Here is a 15,768-nt window from a genome sequence, read left to right on the forward strand (position 1 = left end):
GTAGGAGTTAATTTACTTATTGCGTCACCAACAATGGCGATATGAAGTATGCAGGAGCCGTATACGAGGCCCGTACGTACGGTTCTGTGAGAGGGATGAGGCGGTGACGCCTCACCCTACTCGATGTCTCATTGCTTTTAACCGAATCAAACGCTACTCTTACTGGTCTAACCAGATGTGTGCTTGCTGTTACAAGATGCCAGCTCAATTTTTAACATACGCGTATATCGTTGCTATGGAACACTGAATACTATGTCCAAAAACTACGTACTAAACACCTACAATAAATTTCTAAAACTGCCTTTCGGTAAAAAGCTGTTCAGTTGGTACTCTGCTCGAAGAGCGCCTTACTTCTCTACCGTATCGCCTTTAATTACCGACATTAGACCCAATTTTTGCGAAGTGTCTTTAAAAAAGCGCAAAGCAATACAAAACCATATCGGCACGGTGCATGTTATTGCAATTTGTAACGGGCTTGAAATGGCGATGGGTTTTATGTGCGAAGCATCTATTCCCAAACATTTGCGGTGGATACCTAAAGGCATGGAGGTGAAGTACCCAGCAAAAGCAGACTCTGATATACGTTGTGTTGCCGAAGTGCCAGAAGATGCATGGAAGCCCGGTAACCTGCCTATTTCAGTAAAAGCATATAATGAAGAGGGCACACTAGTGGTTGATGGAACTATTACAGTGTGGGTAAGTGAGAAACGATAAAAAAGCGTTTCCTCAATCGTAATTTAAAGGGCCGCATTTGCGGCCTTTTCTGTCTTCAAACCACGTTCATATATTAAGTTTTTACTACCGTGTATTTTCGGTTTGACAGCCGCCATAAACCAAACTAAACCTATCGATAGGTGTCGAATTAATAGTCAATTGCATAGCTGGGCACATTTTTAAATATGCCAGCTACCACCAAGCTAACACGTGTTGAACGAGGTCAATATGGCGGTTATGACGAAAGAGCAGGTAGTGGGTAAATTGTTTGTGGATAAAAAAAATTACCCGTATGGCTTTGCCCGTTCCGGTGATTTCTCTATTTCAGAGAGCAAACTTCTGCAATCTACAGGGGGGTTATTTGCAGCCCTTGTCGATGGCCACATTACGCCTGAAAATGATGAAGAACAATCCTACCTCGAATCAGCACTAGGCCACCGCGAGCCAGCAACGCCTCAAGAGCGGGTGTGGTTAAAGTACCAACGTCGCATCAATCGTCCAAAAACAGCGAGTATTTACGGCTCTCAAAAGCCAATTATTGAAGATTCTGATGATGATAGCGATTCAACAATTAGTGATAATAGCGACCTCGATGTAGATATATCAGATTAGGGATGTGCGGCTTTACTTTACATCAGTGCCTAAAAAACGAGTTGTCCTATAGGTTGTTAAATTAATGTAAAACTTTATCCTAATTTACGTTGCCAGCTAGCTTCATTCGAAATATTCATCCTAATAATCTTCATTATTGGGATATATATCTCACTTTTCCTCAATTTGGTGTTTTATCTTCCTAATAGCTTCGATATAGTCCGGACATGGTCAACGAAAGCTGACAATACACAACCTTTTATGGGAGATACAACAGTGAAAATGATGTCGGGCGCAGCCATGGTGGTTGAAGCGCTAAAAGATGTAGGAGTGACTCATGTGTTCGGCTACCCAGGTGGAGCCGTACTAGACATTTACGATGCGTTATATGCGCAAGAAGATGTCAAACATGTCCTCGTGCGTCATGAACAGGCAGCCGCACATATGGCGGATGGGTATGCACGTTCAACTGGCAAAACCGGCACCGTTCTCGTCACCTCAGGTCCAGGGGCAACAAACACGATCACCGGTATAGCCACAGCCTATATGGATTCAATCCCTATGGTTGTGCTGTCAGGGCAAGTGCCGTCTATGCACATTGGTGAAGACGCATTCCAAGAAACTGATATGGTCGGGTGCTCGCGCCCTATCGTTAAGCACAGTTTTCTTGTAAAGCGTTCAGTGGACATCCCAGAGGCGATTGCTAAGGCTTATTATATTGCAAACACTGGCCGTCCTGGCCCTGTTGTGGTTGATTTACCAAAAGACTTGGTGAGTGTTGCAGATGAACATCCTTATGTATTCCCAAGCGATGTCACTATGCGTTCATATAACCCCACCGAAAAAGGCCACCCAAAGCAGGTTAAAAAAGCGGTAGAGTCACTACTTAAGGCCGAGCGCCCTATACTTTATGTTGGCGGCGGTGCAGTAGCATGCGATGCATCAAGCAAAGTGATTGAATTGGCGGAAAAGCTAAATGCCCCTGTAACCTGTACGCTTATGGGTTTAGGTGCAATGCCTGGTACGCACAAGCAGTTTATCGGTATGCTGGGCATGCATGGCACCCTTGAAGCCAACAAGTCGATGCACAATGCTGATTGTATTATTGCATTAGGCGCGCGATTTGATGACCGCGTGACAAACAATGTGGACAAGTTCTGTCCCCATGCAGACATTATTCATGTAGATATTGACCCAGCGTCAATCTCAAAAACCGTAAACGCACACATTCCTGTAGTGGGCTCGGTAGATAAAGTATTAGATCAAATTCTTAGCCAAGTAGATAAGAAAGACTTATCACATCAGCCAGAGAAGCTTGCCGATTGGTGGGAACAAATTGCAACATGGCGTGCAAAGACGTGTTTAAATTACGAGCAAGGCGAGGAAGTCATAAAGCCTCAGCGCGTTATCGAGACCTTGTACAAACATACCGATGGAAAAGCGTTTGTGAGTTCAGATGTTGGCCAACATCAAATGTTTGCGGCTCTGTACTATCAATACGACAAACCTCGTCAGTGGATAAATTCAGGTGGCCTTGGCACCATGGGCTTTGGCTTGCCAGCGGCCATGGGCGTTCAGTTTGCTCACCCTAAAGCCACATCGGTTGTAGTCACAGGTGACGGTAGTATTCAAATGAATATTCAAGAGTTGTCTACGTGCTTGCAGTACAACCTACCTATTAAGATTATTTCGTTGAACAACCGTGCCCTTGGAATGGTTCGCCAATGGCAAGACATGATTTATAAAGGTCGCCACTCGCATTCCTACATGGATTCTATGCCTGACTTCGTTAAGCTTGCTGAGGCCTATGGGCATGTTGGTATTAAGGTCGACAAGTTAGAAGACCTAGATGCAGCGATGGAAAAATGCTTTAGCTATACAGATAGACTTGTATTTATGGACATTGCCATCGATCAAAACGAACACGTATATCCAATGCAAATTAAGTACGGCGCCATGGATGACATGCGCTTGAGCAAGACGGAGCGAACCTGATGAAACGCATTATTTCAGTATTAATGGAAAACGCCCCTGGCGCACTATCACGTATTGTTGGTGTCTTCTCACAGCGTGGATATAACGTTGATTCGTTATGTGTAGCGCCTACAGACGATTCCAGCTTGTCTCGCTTAACGATTATCACCCACGGGGATGATAAGGTAATAGAACAGATCACCAAGCAGGTGAATAAGCTTATCGACGTGCTTAAAGTGGCCGATTTAACGGAAAATACGCACATTGAACGTGAGCTGATGTTAATCAAGGTTGCTACTCGCACAGAGTCAGTGCGCGCGGAAGTAAAGCGAAACTCGGATATATTTCGTGGCCGCATTCTCGATGTGAATGCCAACAACTACACCATTGAGATTACTGGTACTACCGACAAGCTCGACGCGTTTGCCGCTACAATGGGGCAATGCGCTGAGGTGATTGAATCTTCTAGAACCGGCGTGTGCGGTTTAGCACGAGGTGATAGAGCACTTCGTCCTTAGTATTCATCGGCTCTCGCTGCTAATTACCGGCAGCACAGAAACGATAAAAGAAAGAAGGCCAGTTGATAAAGACTGGCCTTTTTGTTTGCCAATCAAAAAAGTCCGACCTCATTAATTGCCTGAGTTGCCGCCGTAGTAAGCTTCTACTCTAAGGGCCACACCTAAAGACGCTGAAAAGTTTTCTTCGCGAAGTAACAGCACGAAGGGCTCTACATCGAAATACAACCAGTCTCTAATCCTGTTAGAGCGCCATCTCAATCCTCCATACACCTCCTCTACGCGATAATTTGGCTGACTGAGTCCTTCTACCATAAAGTGAGGAATTAAGGCGTTGTGACTGTTTATAGAGTAAAGGTGCTGAATTTCATGTCGCCAAAACCAGTCGTTGGTTTCATCGCGATAGAAAAAGCGATTGTTTTGTCTTATCAGATGCTGTGGGCTTATATCGTATTGAAAGGCTGCGCCTATCTCTGCGCCAAGTCTGTCTCGGGTAAAGTAATACAGCTCAGCGTCGTACAGCATGGCCCATTTATTGTTAAAGGCTAGGGCATCCCGATACCTTGCTCGAGTATATAGCTGGTCACGTCGTCCGGCTCCCACTCTAAAAGAGTAGTGTGAATTCTGATCTGGGCGAAAGCGCAGGGCAATGGTGGTCTGGTCGCGATTGTTATTGGAGGTATCTCTGGCGGCTCGAATCGATGAGTCTTGGGTTTCGTCTTCATTATCACTTAACAACAGGTCAACGCGCTCTTCAAGAGCCGGAAGCTTTACGCGGATCCTAAAACGTAAATCTGTATCGGCGAAGTCTCCGCTTCGCGGTTCCCACGCAAGCTGAATACGCCCCTCTGCACGGGCTTGTTCACCGAGCTGTTTTGCACCCGAGTCGCTACTGTGAAACCAACCATCAAACTGCTTTACAGTAAAATCCATGGAGTCAGTAAAACTGCGCTGCCAAATATCAAACCACTGCTCATCAAAATGATGTTCATGAACATTGTTGGGCTCATTGGACTGATGAGTTTGCAAGTTGGCGCTGCTTTGTGATTGCTCATGGTTACTGACCGCATCTACATCACGTTTGGCCGTCTCTATGTTTGTTTGTAGCGGCGAAAAGTTGACAAGCATTAGGTGACATAACACAGTTACCGCACAGGTCATTAATGACTAACCCCTTGTTAGCAATCGTGATGATAGGTGCTTAAAATTAGCAATCCTTGGTAATACAAAGAATGAAACGGGAAGTACAAAACGTCAATGATTATTCGATAAGATAAATATTCAGGTGAAAGGAACGGCTCGCGGTGGCATACTGGTGCCATTGACGTTGGGGAGATAAATTTTATGGGTGGAATTAGTATTTGGCAGTTGCTGATAATACTGGTTATTGTTGTGTTACTTTTTGGTACAAAACGCCTTAAAGGTATCGGCACCGACTTAGGTAGTGCCATCAAAGGTTTCAAAAAAGAAATCACTGAAGACGATAAAGATGCAGACTTCGACCAAAAAAAACAGGTTGAAGAGCAGCGCTCGACTGACTCAGTATCCACAAAAACAGAAAGCGACGTTAAAGATAAGTCCTAATGTTTGATATTGGCTTTTGGGAGTTATTGGTCATTGGCGTTCTGGCCCTGCTAGTGTTAGGTCCAGAACGGTTGCCCGGTGCCATGCGTTCTACTATTAATACTATTCGCGGCGTGCGTAATATGGCAACTGGCTTTAAGCAAGAAGTTGAGCATCAGTTGCGCGTGCACGAATTGCATGAAAATCTTAAGAAAGCGGAACAGCAGGGGCTTAAAGATCTCTCACCAGAACTTGAACAAAGTGTTGATGAGTTGAAAAAAGCGGCTGAGTCGGTTCAAGAACCCTATAAAAAGCAGTAGATGTCTGACGCTAACAACTTACTATCTCATTTAATTGAATTACGCAGCAGAATTCTAAAGGCGCTATTGAGCGTGCTGGTGGTTTTCCTGTGCTTGGCTGCGTTTGCGCAAGATTTGTATCAGCTTTTGGCTATGCCGCTTTTAAATGCAATGCCAGAAAATGCCACAATGATTGCCACTGACGTTGCCTCACCGTTTTTCGCGCCGTTTAAACTTACCTTGGTGCTATCCTTTTTTATCGCCATTCCTTACGTGCTTTATCAAGTGTGGGGCTTCGTGGCGCCAGGTCTTTATCGCAATGAAAAGCGTTTGGTGGCGCCACTGCTGCTATCAAGCACATTACTTTTTTATGCGGGTATGGCATTTGCGTATTTTGTGGTTTTCCCCATTGCCTTTGCCTTTTTCACGAGTGTGGCCCCTGAGGGCGTTACGGTAAGCACCGACATATCGAGTTACCTCAATTTCGTATTAAAGCTGTTTTTCGCTTTTGGCGTGTCCTTTGAAATACCCATCGCTATTATTCTATTGTGTTGGACAGGTGTTACAGACGCTAAATCATTACGTGCTAAACGTCCATTTGTGGTGGTTGGTGCGTTTGTTGTCGGCATGCTGCTTACCCCGCCAGACATTATCTCGCAAACTTTATTGGCAATCCCTATGTGGTTTCTATTTGAAGTGGGCGTGATCATAGGCGGGCTATACGCTGGAAAGGCCAAGAACGCAGATGAACCCGAGCAAGACGAAGCAGAAAACAAAATTTCAGACGACGTTTAATTCATTAATAACAAAAGGGATAAAAATGAAATCACGAGCCATTACTTTGATCTCACTGCTAGCAGCGTTAGGCACATTTTCAGTGCAGGCTGAAAGTATTAGCAAAGCAATCGAAAAATGTCGCGGCACTGAAAATAGCTTAAAGCGCCTAATGTGTTATGACCGTATGGCAAAATCTATAAGCCAGTACGACGACGTTGATATGCAGATAAGCGACGTGCCGGCTATTCCTCGAGCAACTCCAAAGCCAGCCGTTAGCAAAGTACCTGCGGTTCGTCCTACCGTTGCTGCTGCGCCTCAACAAATGGAAGAGCAAGACCCGGAAGCGTCTTTCGGCTTAGATAAGAAGCGCACTCCAGCTGATGAAGTATCTGAAGTGGCATTAACGATTGCTGAATTGTCTAACGGAGCCCGCGGAAAGCAAGTCATTACCTTTAACGACGGCTCACAGTGGCAGCAAGTAGACAATACCTATTTGAAATTAGAAACAGGGCAGGGCGTTACTATCGAAAAGGGCCTGTTTGGCGCATTCTTTTTAGGCGTTGATGGTATAAATAAGCGTTTAAAAGTAAAACGACTTAAGTAAATGACTCTATTTGATGCTGGTGTCAATCTGCTAGACAGACGCTTCGACGCCAGCGAAGTCATTCAACGTGCCTCTGAGGCAGGGGTTGAGAAGTTATGTGTAATTACCACTCACCCTGATGAGTGGGAGCCTGCTTACCAGCTATATCTCAAGTTTCCCGATATTTTGTGTTACACCATAGGCGTGCATCCGCATTATGCTAAAGACGTCACGGACCAGTCACTTCTTCAACTTGAGATGCTCGCACAGCGTGAAGGCTGTGTAGCCATAGGCGAGTGCGGCTTAGACTTTAACCGCAACTTTTCTGCACAAGAAACTCAGTTAGCGGTGTTTGAGGCTCAGCTTGCTATTGCAGTTAAACTGCAAAAGCCAGTGTACCTACATGAGCGCGATGCGTTTGAGCCTCAGATAACACTATTAACTCAATATATTCCTCAATTGCCAAGCGGCATCGCCCATTGCTTCACTGGCTCAGTCGAGCAAGTAAATGCGTATTTATCTCTTGGCTTGTATATTGGAATTACGGGGTGGGTGTGTGATGAAAAGCGCGGTGAAGCGCTAAGAGAAGCGGTGAAAAACATCCCTAAAGACAAGCTTATTTTTGAAACTGACGCTCCCTATCTGTTTCCTAAAACGCTAAGACCGAGAAAGCGAAATAACGAGCCAGCCTTTTTGCCACATATTGTAGAGCAAGTTAGCGAGATGTTAGCCATATCCGAAGAGCAGCTAAGCAAATACAGTTATGAAAATAGCTGCTCTCTGTTTTCCCTTTAGTGAGTAAAACTGCAATGCAAATACATAAAGGGAATCTGCGAAACTACGATGTGGGCTTGTTAGTCACCGCTATTGTGGCTGTTGTGCTTTTTATTTCGCTGTTTTTAAATTTATCCCCTAATTCGTCACAACCCCCTCACTACTCACAGTTAAAATATCGTTTTTCGTTATCTGACGAGCTTAATTTCGAAAATGTCGACCAAGTGCCTGACAATCAATGGACACCCACGACATCGCCTATAAACTTAGGAATGAGTAGCAAAACAGTATGGGTTTCAATGGTCATCGAACCCACTCAAAGCCCAGATAGCAAATATTTGCTGCATATCGACTATGCCTTATTAGATGAACTCGACGTAGGCATATTTGAGAATATTAGTTCGGCGCCCCTTGTTACTTACTCTGCTGGAGATACACAAACGGCAGAAAACCGTCCGTTTAAGCACGTAAAGCCACTTTTTCCGTTGCCGTCTAGCCAGTTTTCACAGCAGGTTTTTATTAAAGTAAAAACGTCGGGAACCATCCGATTACCCATTCGTATTTGGAAAGAAAGTGAGTTCATTCAGTTCACCGCCAATCGAAATGCTGCACTAGGTGTCTTCTTTGGAATACTGATTGCGATGGGAATAAGCAATTTATTTCTCACTGTCACTACAGGGAGTAAGTCATTTTTTCTCTACTCTGGCTACGTCTTTTGCTTAGCACTTACTATTGCCACACTCCAAGGTTACGGCTTTACCTACTTTTGGAGCGGTAGCCCTTGGTTTCAAGGCAAAGCCGCGGTTATCTTTGCCAGTGCTACCATTATGTTTGGGAGTATGTTTACCCGCAGTCTGCTACCCATAAAGAAATACAGTATTCTTCTCGATAAAATAATGCACGGTATCAGTTGGGTATGTGGGGCCAGTATTGTTGCCAGCGTATTTTTGCCCTATTCAATAATGATCAAAATTTTCTTGGTGGCATTAAGTGTTATTGTCTCCTTTACCTTACTACTAGGTGCGTGGATGGCCACAAAAGGCGAGGTGATTGCTCGATACTTTACTATTGCTTGGGGCTTTTTACTGATAAGCGCCTTAGCGGCAAGTTTTGACAATTTAAACCTATTCCACTTGCCATTAACGTCTAATACGTTACTCATTATAGGTGGAGCCGTCGAAACACTTATTCTGGCGTTAATCTTGGCTATTAATTTCAGCCACAGCAGAGATACGTTGATAAATGCAAAGCAATTCGCATTAGAGCAAGAGAAGCAGGCTAATATTGCCAAAGAACACTTGTTAACCATGCAACAACGTCATCAAGAAGACTTAGAGTATAAAGTTGAAGAGCGTACCTTAGAGCTAGAGATAACTTTGCGAGAGCTATCAGAGGTGAATCAGGAGCTCGAGCGGCTGAATGCTGTAGACCCTCTTACCGGCGCGCACAATAGACGTCACTTCGATAAAAGCTTGCGCGCACAAGGAAGACGCAGTCGAAGAGAGCAAATACCCTTATCACTGATTATTCTTGATATTGATCACTTCAAGCAAATTAACGACACATTCGGCCATGCTGCTGGAGATGAATGCCTAAAATATATGACTCGGCTCTTTCAAAATCATATTCATCGACCCAGTGATGATTTATGTCGAATTGGGGGTGAAGAGTTTGCCGTTATATTGCCTAATACTGATATTGAGGGTGGTAAGTTTATCGCCGAAAGCCTATTAACAGCATTGGCATCTGAACCATTGAGTTACGAGGGGCATGAAATAAACCTTAGCGCTAGTGCAGGCGTAGCAACTGCTACCATACATGATGAAGATCAGGCTCAACACTTATTCAGGCTCGCTGACTCGTTATTGTACGAGGCAAAACAGAGTGGGCGGAACAAAGTAATATCTCAACAAATGCAGGACTAACTATGACCACTTCTTTCCCAAATCGCCGAATGCGTAGACTTCGAGCTAAAGATGCTCTGCGTGGACTTGTTGCTGAGAACGCACTTTGTGTAGATGATTTAATTTATCCCGTATTCGTTTTACCTGGGCAAGACACAAGAGAAGCAGTACCTTCCATGCCTGGCGTAGAGCGCCTGTCTCTTGATCTACTTTTGAGAGAAATGAAAAAGTGGGTTGCGCTGGGTATTCGCACATTTGCGCTTTTTCCCGTCACGCCGATGGCGTTAAAAACAGACTGTGCAAAAGAAGCCTTTAATCCTGATGGTTTAACGCAAACGGCACTCCGGGCGATTAAAAAAGCGTATCCAGACGTTATGCTCATGTCAGATGTTGCTCTCGACCCTTTTACGTCTCACGGCCAAGATGGCCTCATTAATAGCGATGGGTATGTGGTAAACGATGAAACGGTGGAAGTACTGGTAAAGCAGGCTTTATCTCATGCCGAAGCTGGCGCTGATATTGTGGCACCATCAGACATGATGGACGGGCGAATAGGGCAAATTCGCAACGCCTTGGAAAGCAATAGTTTTGTCAATACCTGTATTATGGCGTACTCAGCTAAGTATGCGTCGTCTTACTACGGGCCATTTAGAGATGCCGTCGGCTCAGCTGCCAATATTAAGGGCGGCAATAAGAAAACCTATCAAATGGACCCTGCAAACTCTGACGAAGCCATTCATGAAATTGCCCTAGATATCGAAGAGGGGGCCGATATGGTAATGGTGAAACCGGGCATGCCATATCTGGATATCGTCCGTCGCTGTAAAGATGAATGTAAAGTGCCTACGTTTGCTTATCAGGTAAGCGGCGAGTACGCCATGCACCAAGCAGCCTTTGCAAATGGTTGGTTAAACGAGGATGAGGTAGTGCTCGAGTCCCTATTGGCGTTTAAGCGTGCTGGCGCCGATGGTATTTTGACTTATTTTGCCCCTAAAGCTGCAGAGCTGTTGCAAAAGTAGGGGTTAACAATTTTACTGTAAATGTAAACAGCTCATGTTCCAACATTGGGCACAAGTGTAAACAAAAAGAGCCGCTTGAAAGCGGCTCTTTTGTGTGTGGTGTTCCATCTTAAAGAAGGCAGGTCACACACACACCAACTCACAACCTGCTTTATGCTGCAGCCAGCATTCATTGGCTAACTCGGCGTTAATCAAAGGATGAGATTTCAACCAACCTTCCGGAAAAGTAAGTGTCCATTTGTCTTCTTCACACAGCAGCTTTACATCGGGTATATGTTTGTTTTGTCTGCGTAAACACAGCACCACGGCAATGCGTAAAACCCGAAGTAACCCTTTAAGCATAGGGCGATAATCTTGGTGATAATTATCAAATATATCACTGGCAACATTTAACCGATGCTGAGAGACTAGCTCTCTAATTGCTGAGCGCTGAAGGCGAGTAAATCCAGGCAAATCGATATAACTGAGTATATAGGCACCGTGTTCATGGTGGCGCTTGTACTCAATATGCAGGCCAATTTCGTGTAACTCGGCCGCAGCGCCTAAGATTGTTTCTGTATCAAGGTGACAAATATTTTGTTGGCCGCATAGCTGATAGCACAGTGACAAAGCCACTTGTTTTACCGTAGCAGCATGGGCGGTGTCGATATGGTAGCGCTGTTTGGCTTGGTTTAGCGTCTGCCGGCGGCGGTCGTTATCGGTAACATTGTCTAACATACCATAGATTAGGCCCTCTCGTAGGGCGCCACCAGATATGTTCATGTGCTTGATATCGAGAGCTTCAAATAGGCTAATCAGAATGGCAAGTCCTGATGGGAATATCGCCTTTCTGTTTTCCTCTAACCCTTCAATATTGAGTTGGTCGATAGAACTACATTCAACACATTGTTTTTGCAGGTGGTACAGATAGTCTAATCGAATAGCATCACTGATCCCTTGAGCAACCAATATTTCAGTTATCGCTTGGGGTGTACCTGATGCACCTAAACAGTTTTCCCAGTCAAAGCATAAAAAGGCGTTAGACACTTCACTAATGAGTGTGTGCGCTGCTTTTTTCGCTTTATCAAAATTCTCATCAGTTATTAGCCCACCTTGGAAATAACGTTCCATAAAGGTAACACAGCCCATGTCTAAGCTTTTTAGATGGATGGGCTGCATATCATTACCAATAATGATTTCTGTGCTAGCACCACCAATATCAATGACAAGGCTGTTGCCTTGATTGGCTGATGTATAGGCTACGCCAAGATATATTTGCCGAGCTTCTTCCTCACCGCTGATAACATTCAGCTTGTGATTGAGGATCTCTTCGGCTTTGCGCACAAAAACATGTGCATTGGTGGCAAGACGCAGTGTGGCGGTTGCTACCACCTTGATATTGGAAGGGGGAATATCTTGTAGTCTTTCAGAGAACACTTGCAGGCATTTCCAACCGCGCTCCATGCTTGTGTCATCAAGCAATAATTGTTCATCAAGCCCGGCTGCTAAACGCACCTTTTGCTTAATTTTTCCAATAATTTGAACGCTTCCATTTACTACATGGACAATCACCATGTGAAAACTATTAGAGCCTAGGTCAACGGCGGCATAATACTCGCCGTAGGTTTGGGCATCGTGCTGAAGTTCTGCCTGCATAGTGTCTCGTGCTTTAGTTACTTGTATTTCGTTGCTGAGGCTTGCCGCGCCCTCTGCCATTGCCTCTACGAGAAGAGTTTCGATTATTAGGCACACGCTTTCTGCGTGGCTTAGGAGGCGTTACCTCGTCTAATAATGCAGTTCTGTCGTAGTCGGTAACCGGAATAGTCGCGTGAATATACTTTTCAATTGCCGGTAAGTTTAGCGCATATTTCTCGCACGCAAAGCTTATCGCAATGCCGCTTCTTCCCGCTCGACCGGTACGGCCAATACGGTGCACATAATCTTCGGCATCGTCAGGCAAGTCGTAGTTAAATACGTGCGTTACTGCATCAATATGTAAACCACGAGCCGCCACGTCGGTGGCAACTAATATGTCTAATGCGCCCTTGGTAAAGTCTTCTAAAATACCAAGACGTTTCTTTTGCGGAACATCACCGCTTAGCAGGCCAACGCGGTGTCCATCTGCGGTTAGCCAATCTGTGACCTTTTCGCAGCTGTGCTTGGTATTGGCAAACACAATGGCCTTTTCTGGCCACTCTTCTTCTAAGAGGGTAAGAAGCAGTAACATTTTATCGTCATCAGACGGGTAAAATAGTTCTTGGCTTACACGACTAGCGGTCGTTTGTTCAGGCGCAACTTGCACATGAGTCGGATTGTTCATGTGTTCATAGGCCAGTTCCTGTACGCGATAACTTAACGTGGCTGAAAACAGCATGCTCAGTCTTTCGTTTGCAGGTGGCATACGACGGAACAAAAAGCGGATATCTTTGATAAAGCCTAAATCGAACATGCGATCGGCCTCATCAAGCACGGCAACCTGAATATTGTTCAGCGAGAATACATCCTGTTTATAGTAGTCCAGTATGCGTCCTGTCGTGCCAATAATTATATCCACCCCTTCTTCTAGGGTTTCACGTTGACTTTGGTAACCTTCGCCCCCATAAATCAATCCTAACGATATTCCGGTGTGCTCACTAAGCAGCTTGGCATCGTTATAGATTTGCACAGCAAGTTCCCGGGTAGGTGCCATAATGATGGCACGCGGACCGTCTAATTTGCTGTTACTTGAGTTTTCTGCTTTGCTTAGCAGGTAATGGAATGTAGCGACCAAAAACGCAATGGTTTTTCCCGTGCCCGTTTGAGCTTGGCCGGCAATATCGAGGCCTTCTAATAACGGAGGCAGTGCAAGTGCCTGAATTGGTGTACAATGCGAAAAATTCTCTGCCGTTAAGGCATCAACGACCTTGCTATTGATAGGCAAGTCGGAAAAATGAGTTTCAGTTAAATGAGTAGGCATAGCTTATAGCTTATCAGTGCTTGCATTAAAAAACAGTTTCTATATAACACTTATGGTAAAGCTGAGAATATTCAGCAACAGACCACAATGGAGAAAAGAATGAGCGACAAAATTATCCAGTTATCTGACGATAAATTCGAAGCAGATGTTATCAATGCTGACAGTCCTGTACTAGTTGACTTTTGGGCCGAATGGTGTGGCCCCTGTAAAATGATTGCACCTATCTTGGAAGAAGTTGCAACCGAGTTTGATGGCAAGTTAACAGTTGGCAAGTTGAATGTCGATGAAAATAACGAAACTCCGCCTAAATACGGTATCCGTGGCATCCCAACGTTGTTACTTTTCAAAAATGGTAACGTTGCAGCGACGAAAGTGGGTGCGTTATCAAAAACCCAGCTAACAGAATTTCTTAACGAAAATCTGTAATTAATACAGAAAAGCCGGTGTAGTTATCCTCTACATCGGCTTTTTTCATTATGGCGTGAAGTATTACACTTTAGGATAGTAAGCCCAATTTAATTAACATTTAACGAGCAAATCGCTGGACGTTGGTTAAATATAGTGCTAACTTTTCCTTCAGCGCTCATCCGAGCAGCATTCTGCATATGTCCAAATCCGGGCGATACCAAATCTAAATGAGAACAGAGTGACCAAAAGTCCTGTAAGCGAAGTTCAAGCACAAAGACCCACCAGTATGAATTTAACCGAATTAAAGAATAAGCCAATTAGCGAATTGGTTAACATGGCCGAAAAAATGGGCCTTGAAAATATGGCTCGCGCCAGAAAACAAGACATCATATTTTCTATTTTGAAGACGCATGCGAAAAGCGGCGAAGATATCTTCGGAGATGGAGTTTTAGAAATTTTACAGGACGGTTTCGGCTTCTTACGTTCAGCTGATTCTTCTTACCTTGCAGGTCCTGATGATATCTATGTATCGCCTAGTCAGATCCGTCGTTTCAATCTGCGCACGGGTGACACCATCGCAGGGAAAATTCGTCCTCCAAAAGATAGTGAGCGTTACTTTGCGCTATTAAAGATCCGCGAAGTAAACTTCGACAAGCCAGAAAACTCACGCAACAAAATCTTGTTTGAAAACCTGACTCCTTTGCATGCAGCCGATCGCTTGCGCATGGAACGTGGGAATGGCTCAACGGAAGATATTACAGCGCGTGTATTAGATTTAGCATCACCTATTGGTCGTGGTCAGCGCGGACTCATAGTCGCGCCGCCTAAAGCTGGTAAAACCTTGTTACTTCAGAATATTGCCCAGTCTATTGCTGCCAATCATCCTGAATGTGAATTGATGGTATTACTTATCGACGAACGTCCAGAAGAAGTAACTGAAATGCATCGCCTTGTTCAAGGTGAAGTGGTTGCCTCTACGTTTGACGAGCCAGCAAGCCGCCACGTGCAAGTGGCTGAGATGGTCATCGAGAAAGCAAAACGTCTAGTTGAACATAAGAAAGATGTGGTTATTCTTCTCGATTCAATCACTCGTCTTGCTCGAGCCTACAACACCGTCATTCCATCATCAGGTAAAGTACTTACCGGTGGTGTAGATGCAAACGCACTTCATAAGCCGAAGCGTTTCTTTGGTGCGGCCCGTAACGTTGAAGAAGGTGGCAGCTTAACTATCATCGCTACTGCGCTCATCGATACTGGCTCAAAAATGGACGAAGTCATCTACGAAGAGTTTAAAGGCACGGGTAATATGGAGCTTCACCTTAACCGCAAAATTGCGGAGAAGCGTGTATTCCCAGCTATCGACTTCAATCGCTCTGGCACACGTCGCGAAGAGTTGCTTACCAAGCAAGATGAACTACAGAAAATGTGGATCCTTCGTAAAATCGTACATGAGATGTCAGAAATTGATGCCATGGAGTTCTTAATTAGTAAGCTCTCTATGACGAAGACGAACGATGAGTTCTTCGATGCAATGCGAAGACAAAGAAGCTAGTACCAGTAAATGAGTTGAGAAAGGCGCCGATAAATGAAGTGACCCCATAAAGTTGGACTCATTTCTAAGCGGCAACTAAGGCCTGATTTCGATATTGTATCGGACTCAGGCCTTTTAGTTTTAGCTTAATGCGTTCGTTGTTGTAATAGTCGATGTATTC

Annotated in this window: 17 protein-coding genes; 13 read left to right on the forward strand and 4 right to left on the reverse strand. The window is 44.6% G+C overall.

Annotation, left to right across the window (positions count from 1 at the left end; all coding sequences use genetic code 11):
• Window positions 1–252 precede the first annotated feature (252 nt).
• The 4 genes from O9X84_RS19050 to ilvN all read left to right on the forward strand — a co-directional run bounded on the left by O9X84_RS19050 (window position 253) and on the right by ilvN (window position 3,797).
• On the forward strand, window positions 253–714 hold the full coding sequence (locus O9X84_RS19050) for a hotdog fold domain-containing protein (protein ID WP_269521248.1): 462 nt from the start codon (window positions 253–255) through the stop codon (window positions 712–714).
• Between the two features lie 228 nt (window positions 715–942).
• Window positions 943–1,326: a DUF413 domain-containing protein gene (gene maoP, locus O9X84_RS19055; RefSeq protein ID WP_269521249.1), complete on the forward strand. Its 384-nt coding sequence runs from the start codon at window positions 943–945 to the stop codon at window positions 1,324–1,326.
• A 255-nt stretch (window positions 1,327–1,581) separates the two neighbouring features.
• On the forward strand, window positions 1,582–3,300 hold the full coding sequence (locus O9X84_RS19060) for an acetolactate synthase 3 large subunit (protein WP_032095485.1): 1,719 nt from the start codon (window positions 1,582–1,584) through the stop codon (window positions 3,298–3,300).
• The gene (ilvN, locus tag O9X84_RS19065) at window positions 3,300–3,797 is read left to right on the forward strand and encodes an acetolactate synthase small subunit (protein WP_032095445.1); all 498 of its coding nucleotides are present in this window, start codon (window positions 3,300–3,302) and stop codon (window positions 3,795–3,797) included. Before O9X84_RS19060 ends, ilvN begins: the two co-directional genes overlap by 1 nt.
• A gap of 111 nt (window positions 3,798–3,908) precedes the next feature.
• Here ilvN and O9X84_RS19070 read toward each other — a convergent pair whose 3' ends face one another.
• Window positions 3,909–4,955, reverse strand: coding sequence for a hypothetical protein (locus O9X84_RS19070; RefSeq protein ID WP_269521250.1), 1,047 nt, complete (start codon window positions 4,953–4,955; stop codon window positions 3,909–3,911).
• 183 nt (window positions 4,956–5,138) lie between these two features.
• Here O9X84_RS19070 and tatA point away from each other — a divergent pair, with 183 nt between their 5' ends.
• From tatA to hemB, 7 genes are read left to right on the forward strand one after another with little or no spacing between them, the layout of a single operon-like run.
• Window positions 5,139–5,378, forward strand: coding sequence for a Sec-independent protein translocase subunit TatA (gene tatA, locus O9X84_RS19075; RefSeq protein WP_032095444.1), 240 nt, complete (start codon window positions 5,139–5,141; stop codon window positions 5,376–5,378).
• Window positions 5,378–5,677, forward strand: coding sequence for a Sec-independent protein translocase protein TatB (gene tatB, locus O9X84_RS19080; protein WP_032095443.1), 300 nt, complete (start codon window positions 5,378–5,380; stop codon window positions 5,675–5,677). Before tatA ends, tatB begins: the two co-directional genes overlap by 1 nt.
• A complete protein-coding gene (gene tatC, locus O9X84_RS19085; protein ID WP_269521251.1) occupies window positions 5,678–6,451 on the forward strand; it encodes a twin-arginine translocase subunit TatC in 774 nt (257 codons plus the stop codon).
• 25 nt (window positions 6,452–6,476) lie between these two features.
• On the forward strand, window positions 6,477–7,037 hold the full coding sequence (locus O9X84_RS19090; protein ID WP_269521252.1) for a hypothetical protein: 561 nt from the start codon (window positions 6,477–6,479) through the stop codon (window positions 7,035–7,037).
• Window positions 7,038–7,811 (forward strand): TatD family hydrolase, encoded by a 774-nt coding sequence (locus O9X84_RS19095; protein WP_269521253.1) that lies wholly within the window; start codon window positions 7,038–7,040, stop codon window positions 7,809–7,811.
• A 14-nt stretch (window positions 7,812–7,825) separates the two neighbouring features.
• On the forward strand, window positions 7,826–9,715 hold the full coding sequence (locus O9X84_RS19100) for a sensor domain-containing diguanylate cyclase (protein ID WP_269521254.1): 1,890 nt from the start codon (window positions 7,826–7,828) through the stop codon (window positions 9,713–9,715).
• Window positions 9,716–9,717: 2 nt separating this feature from the next.
• Window positions 9,718–10,713 (forward strand): porphobilinogen synthase, encoded by a 996-nt coding sequence (gene hemB, locus O9X84_RS19105; RefSeq protein ID WP_269521255.1) that lies wholly within the window; start codon window positions 9,718–9,720, stop codon window positions 10,711–10,713.
• Window positions 10,714–10,836: 123 nt separating this feature from the next.
• Here hemB and O9X84_RS19110 read toward each other — a convergent pair whose 3' ends face one another.
• Together O9X84_RS19110 and rhlB are read right to left on the reverse strand one after the other, a co-directional pair.
• Window positions 10,837–12,348, reverse strand: a complete 1,512-nt coding sequence (locus O9X84_RS19110; protein WP_269521257.1) for a Ppx/GppA phosphatase family protein — start codon at window positions 12,346–12,348, stop codon at window positions 10,837–10,839.
• Window positions 12,349–12,361: 13 nt separating this feature from the next.
• Window positions 12,362–13,648 carry an ATP-dependent RNA helicase RhlB gene (gene rhlB, locus O9X84_RS19115; protein WP_269521256.1) on the reverse strand — a complete coding sequence of 429 codons (1,287 nt, stop codon included), beginning with the start codon at window positions 13,646–13,648 and terminating at the stop codon, window positions 12,362–12,364.
• 99 nt (window positions 13,649–13,747) lie between these two features.
• On the opposite strand from rhlB, the gene trxA reads away from it, so the two are divergent.
• Both trxA and rho read left to right on the forward strand, forming a co-directional pair.
• Window positions 13,748–14,074 carry a thioredoxin TrxA gene (trxA, locus tag O9X84_RS19120; RefSeq protein WP_032095435.1) on the forward strand — a complete coding sequence of 109 codons (327 nt, stop codon included), beginning with the start codon at window positions 13,748–13,750 and terminating at the stop codon, window positions 14,072–14,074.
• 268 nt (window positions 14,075–14,342) lie between these two features.
• Window positions 14,343–15,608, forward strand: a complete 1,266-nt coding sequence (gene rho, locus O9X84_RS19125) for a transcription termination factor Rho (RefSeq protein WP_032095483.1) — start codon at window positions 14,343–14,345, stop codon at window positions 15,606–15,608.
• A 64-nt stretch (window positions 15,609–15,672) separates the two neighbouring features.
• Here rho and O9X84_RS19130 read toward each other — a convergent pair.
• Window positions 15,673–15,768, reverse strand: a 96-nt coding sequence (locus O9X84_RS19130; RefSeq protein ID WP_256770813.1) for an IS3 family transposase, incomplete at its 5' end; no start/stop codon positions are given.

It is taken from the genome of Alteromonas sp. BMJM2 (assembly GCF_027257845.1).
GTDB lineage: Bacteria > Pseudomonadota > Gammaproteobacteria > Enterobacterales > Alteromonadaceae > Alteromonas.

Excerpts from the sequence above, each read along its gene's own strand:
- O9X84_RS19110 (WP_269521257.1), bottom strand. The coding sequence starts at position 12,348 with ATGCAGGCAGAACTTCAGCACGATGCCCAAACCTACGGCGAGTATTAT.
- O9X84_RS19050 (WP_269521248.1), top strand. The coding sequence starts at position 253 with ATGTCCAAAAACTACGTACTAAACACCTACAATAAATTTCTAAAACTG.
- hemB (WP_269521255.1), top strand. The coding sequence starts at position 9,718 with ATGACCACTTCTTTCCCAAATCGCCGAATGCGTAGACTTCGAGCTAAA.
- O9X84_RS19095 (WP_269521253.1), top strand. The coding sequence starts at position 7,038 with ATGACTCTATTTGATGCTGGTGTCAATCTGCTAGACAGACGCTTCGAC.
- tatA (WP_032095444.1), top strand. The coding sequence starts at position 5,139 with ATGGGTGGAATTAGTATTTGGCAGTTGCTGATAATACTGGTTATTGTT.
- O9X84_RS19100 (WP_269521254.1), top strand. The coding sequence starts at position 7,826 with ATGCAAATACATAAAGGGAATCTGCGAAACTACGATGTGGGCTTGTTA.
- tatC (WP_269521251.1), top strand. The coding sequence starts at position 5,678 with ATGTCTGACGCTAACAACTTACTATCTCATTTAATTGAATTACGCAGC.
- tatB (WP_032095443.1), top strand. The coding sequence starts at position 5,378 with ATGTTTGATATTGGCTTTTGGGAGTTATTGGTCATTGGCGTTCTGGCC.
- trxA (WP_032095435.1), top strand. The coding sequence starts at position 13,748 with ATGAGCGACAAAATTATCCAGTTATCTGACGATAAATTCGAAGCAGAT.
- maoP (WP_269521249.1), top strand. The coding sequence starts at position 943 with ATGGCGGTTATGACGAAAGAGCAGGTAGTGGGTAAATTGTTTGTGGAT.
- O9X84_RS19070 (WP_269521250.1), bottom strand. The coding sequence starts at position 4,955 with ATGACCTGTGCGGTAACTGTGTTATGTCACCTAATGCTTGTCAACTTT.
- ilvN (WP_032095445.1), top strand. The coding sequence starts at position 3,300 with ATGAAACGCATTATTTCAGTATTAATGGAAAACGCCCCTGGCGCACTA.
- rho (WP_032095483.1), top strand. The coding sequence starts at position 14,343 with ATGAATTTAACCGAATTAAAGAATAAGCCAATTAGCGAATTGGTTAAC.
- rhlB (WP_269521256.1), bottom strand. The coding sequence starts at position 13,648 with ATGCCTACTCATTTAACTGAAACTCATTTTTCCGACTTGCCTATCAAT.
- O9X84_RS19090 (WP_269521252.1), top strand. The coding sequence starts at position 6,477 with ATGAAATCACGAGCCATTACTTTGATCTCACTGCTAGCAGCGTTAGGC.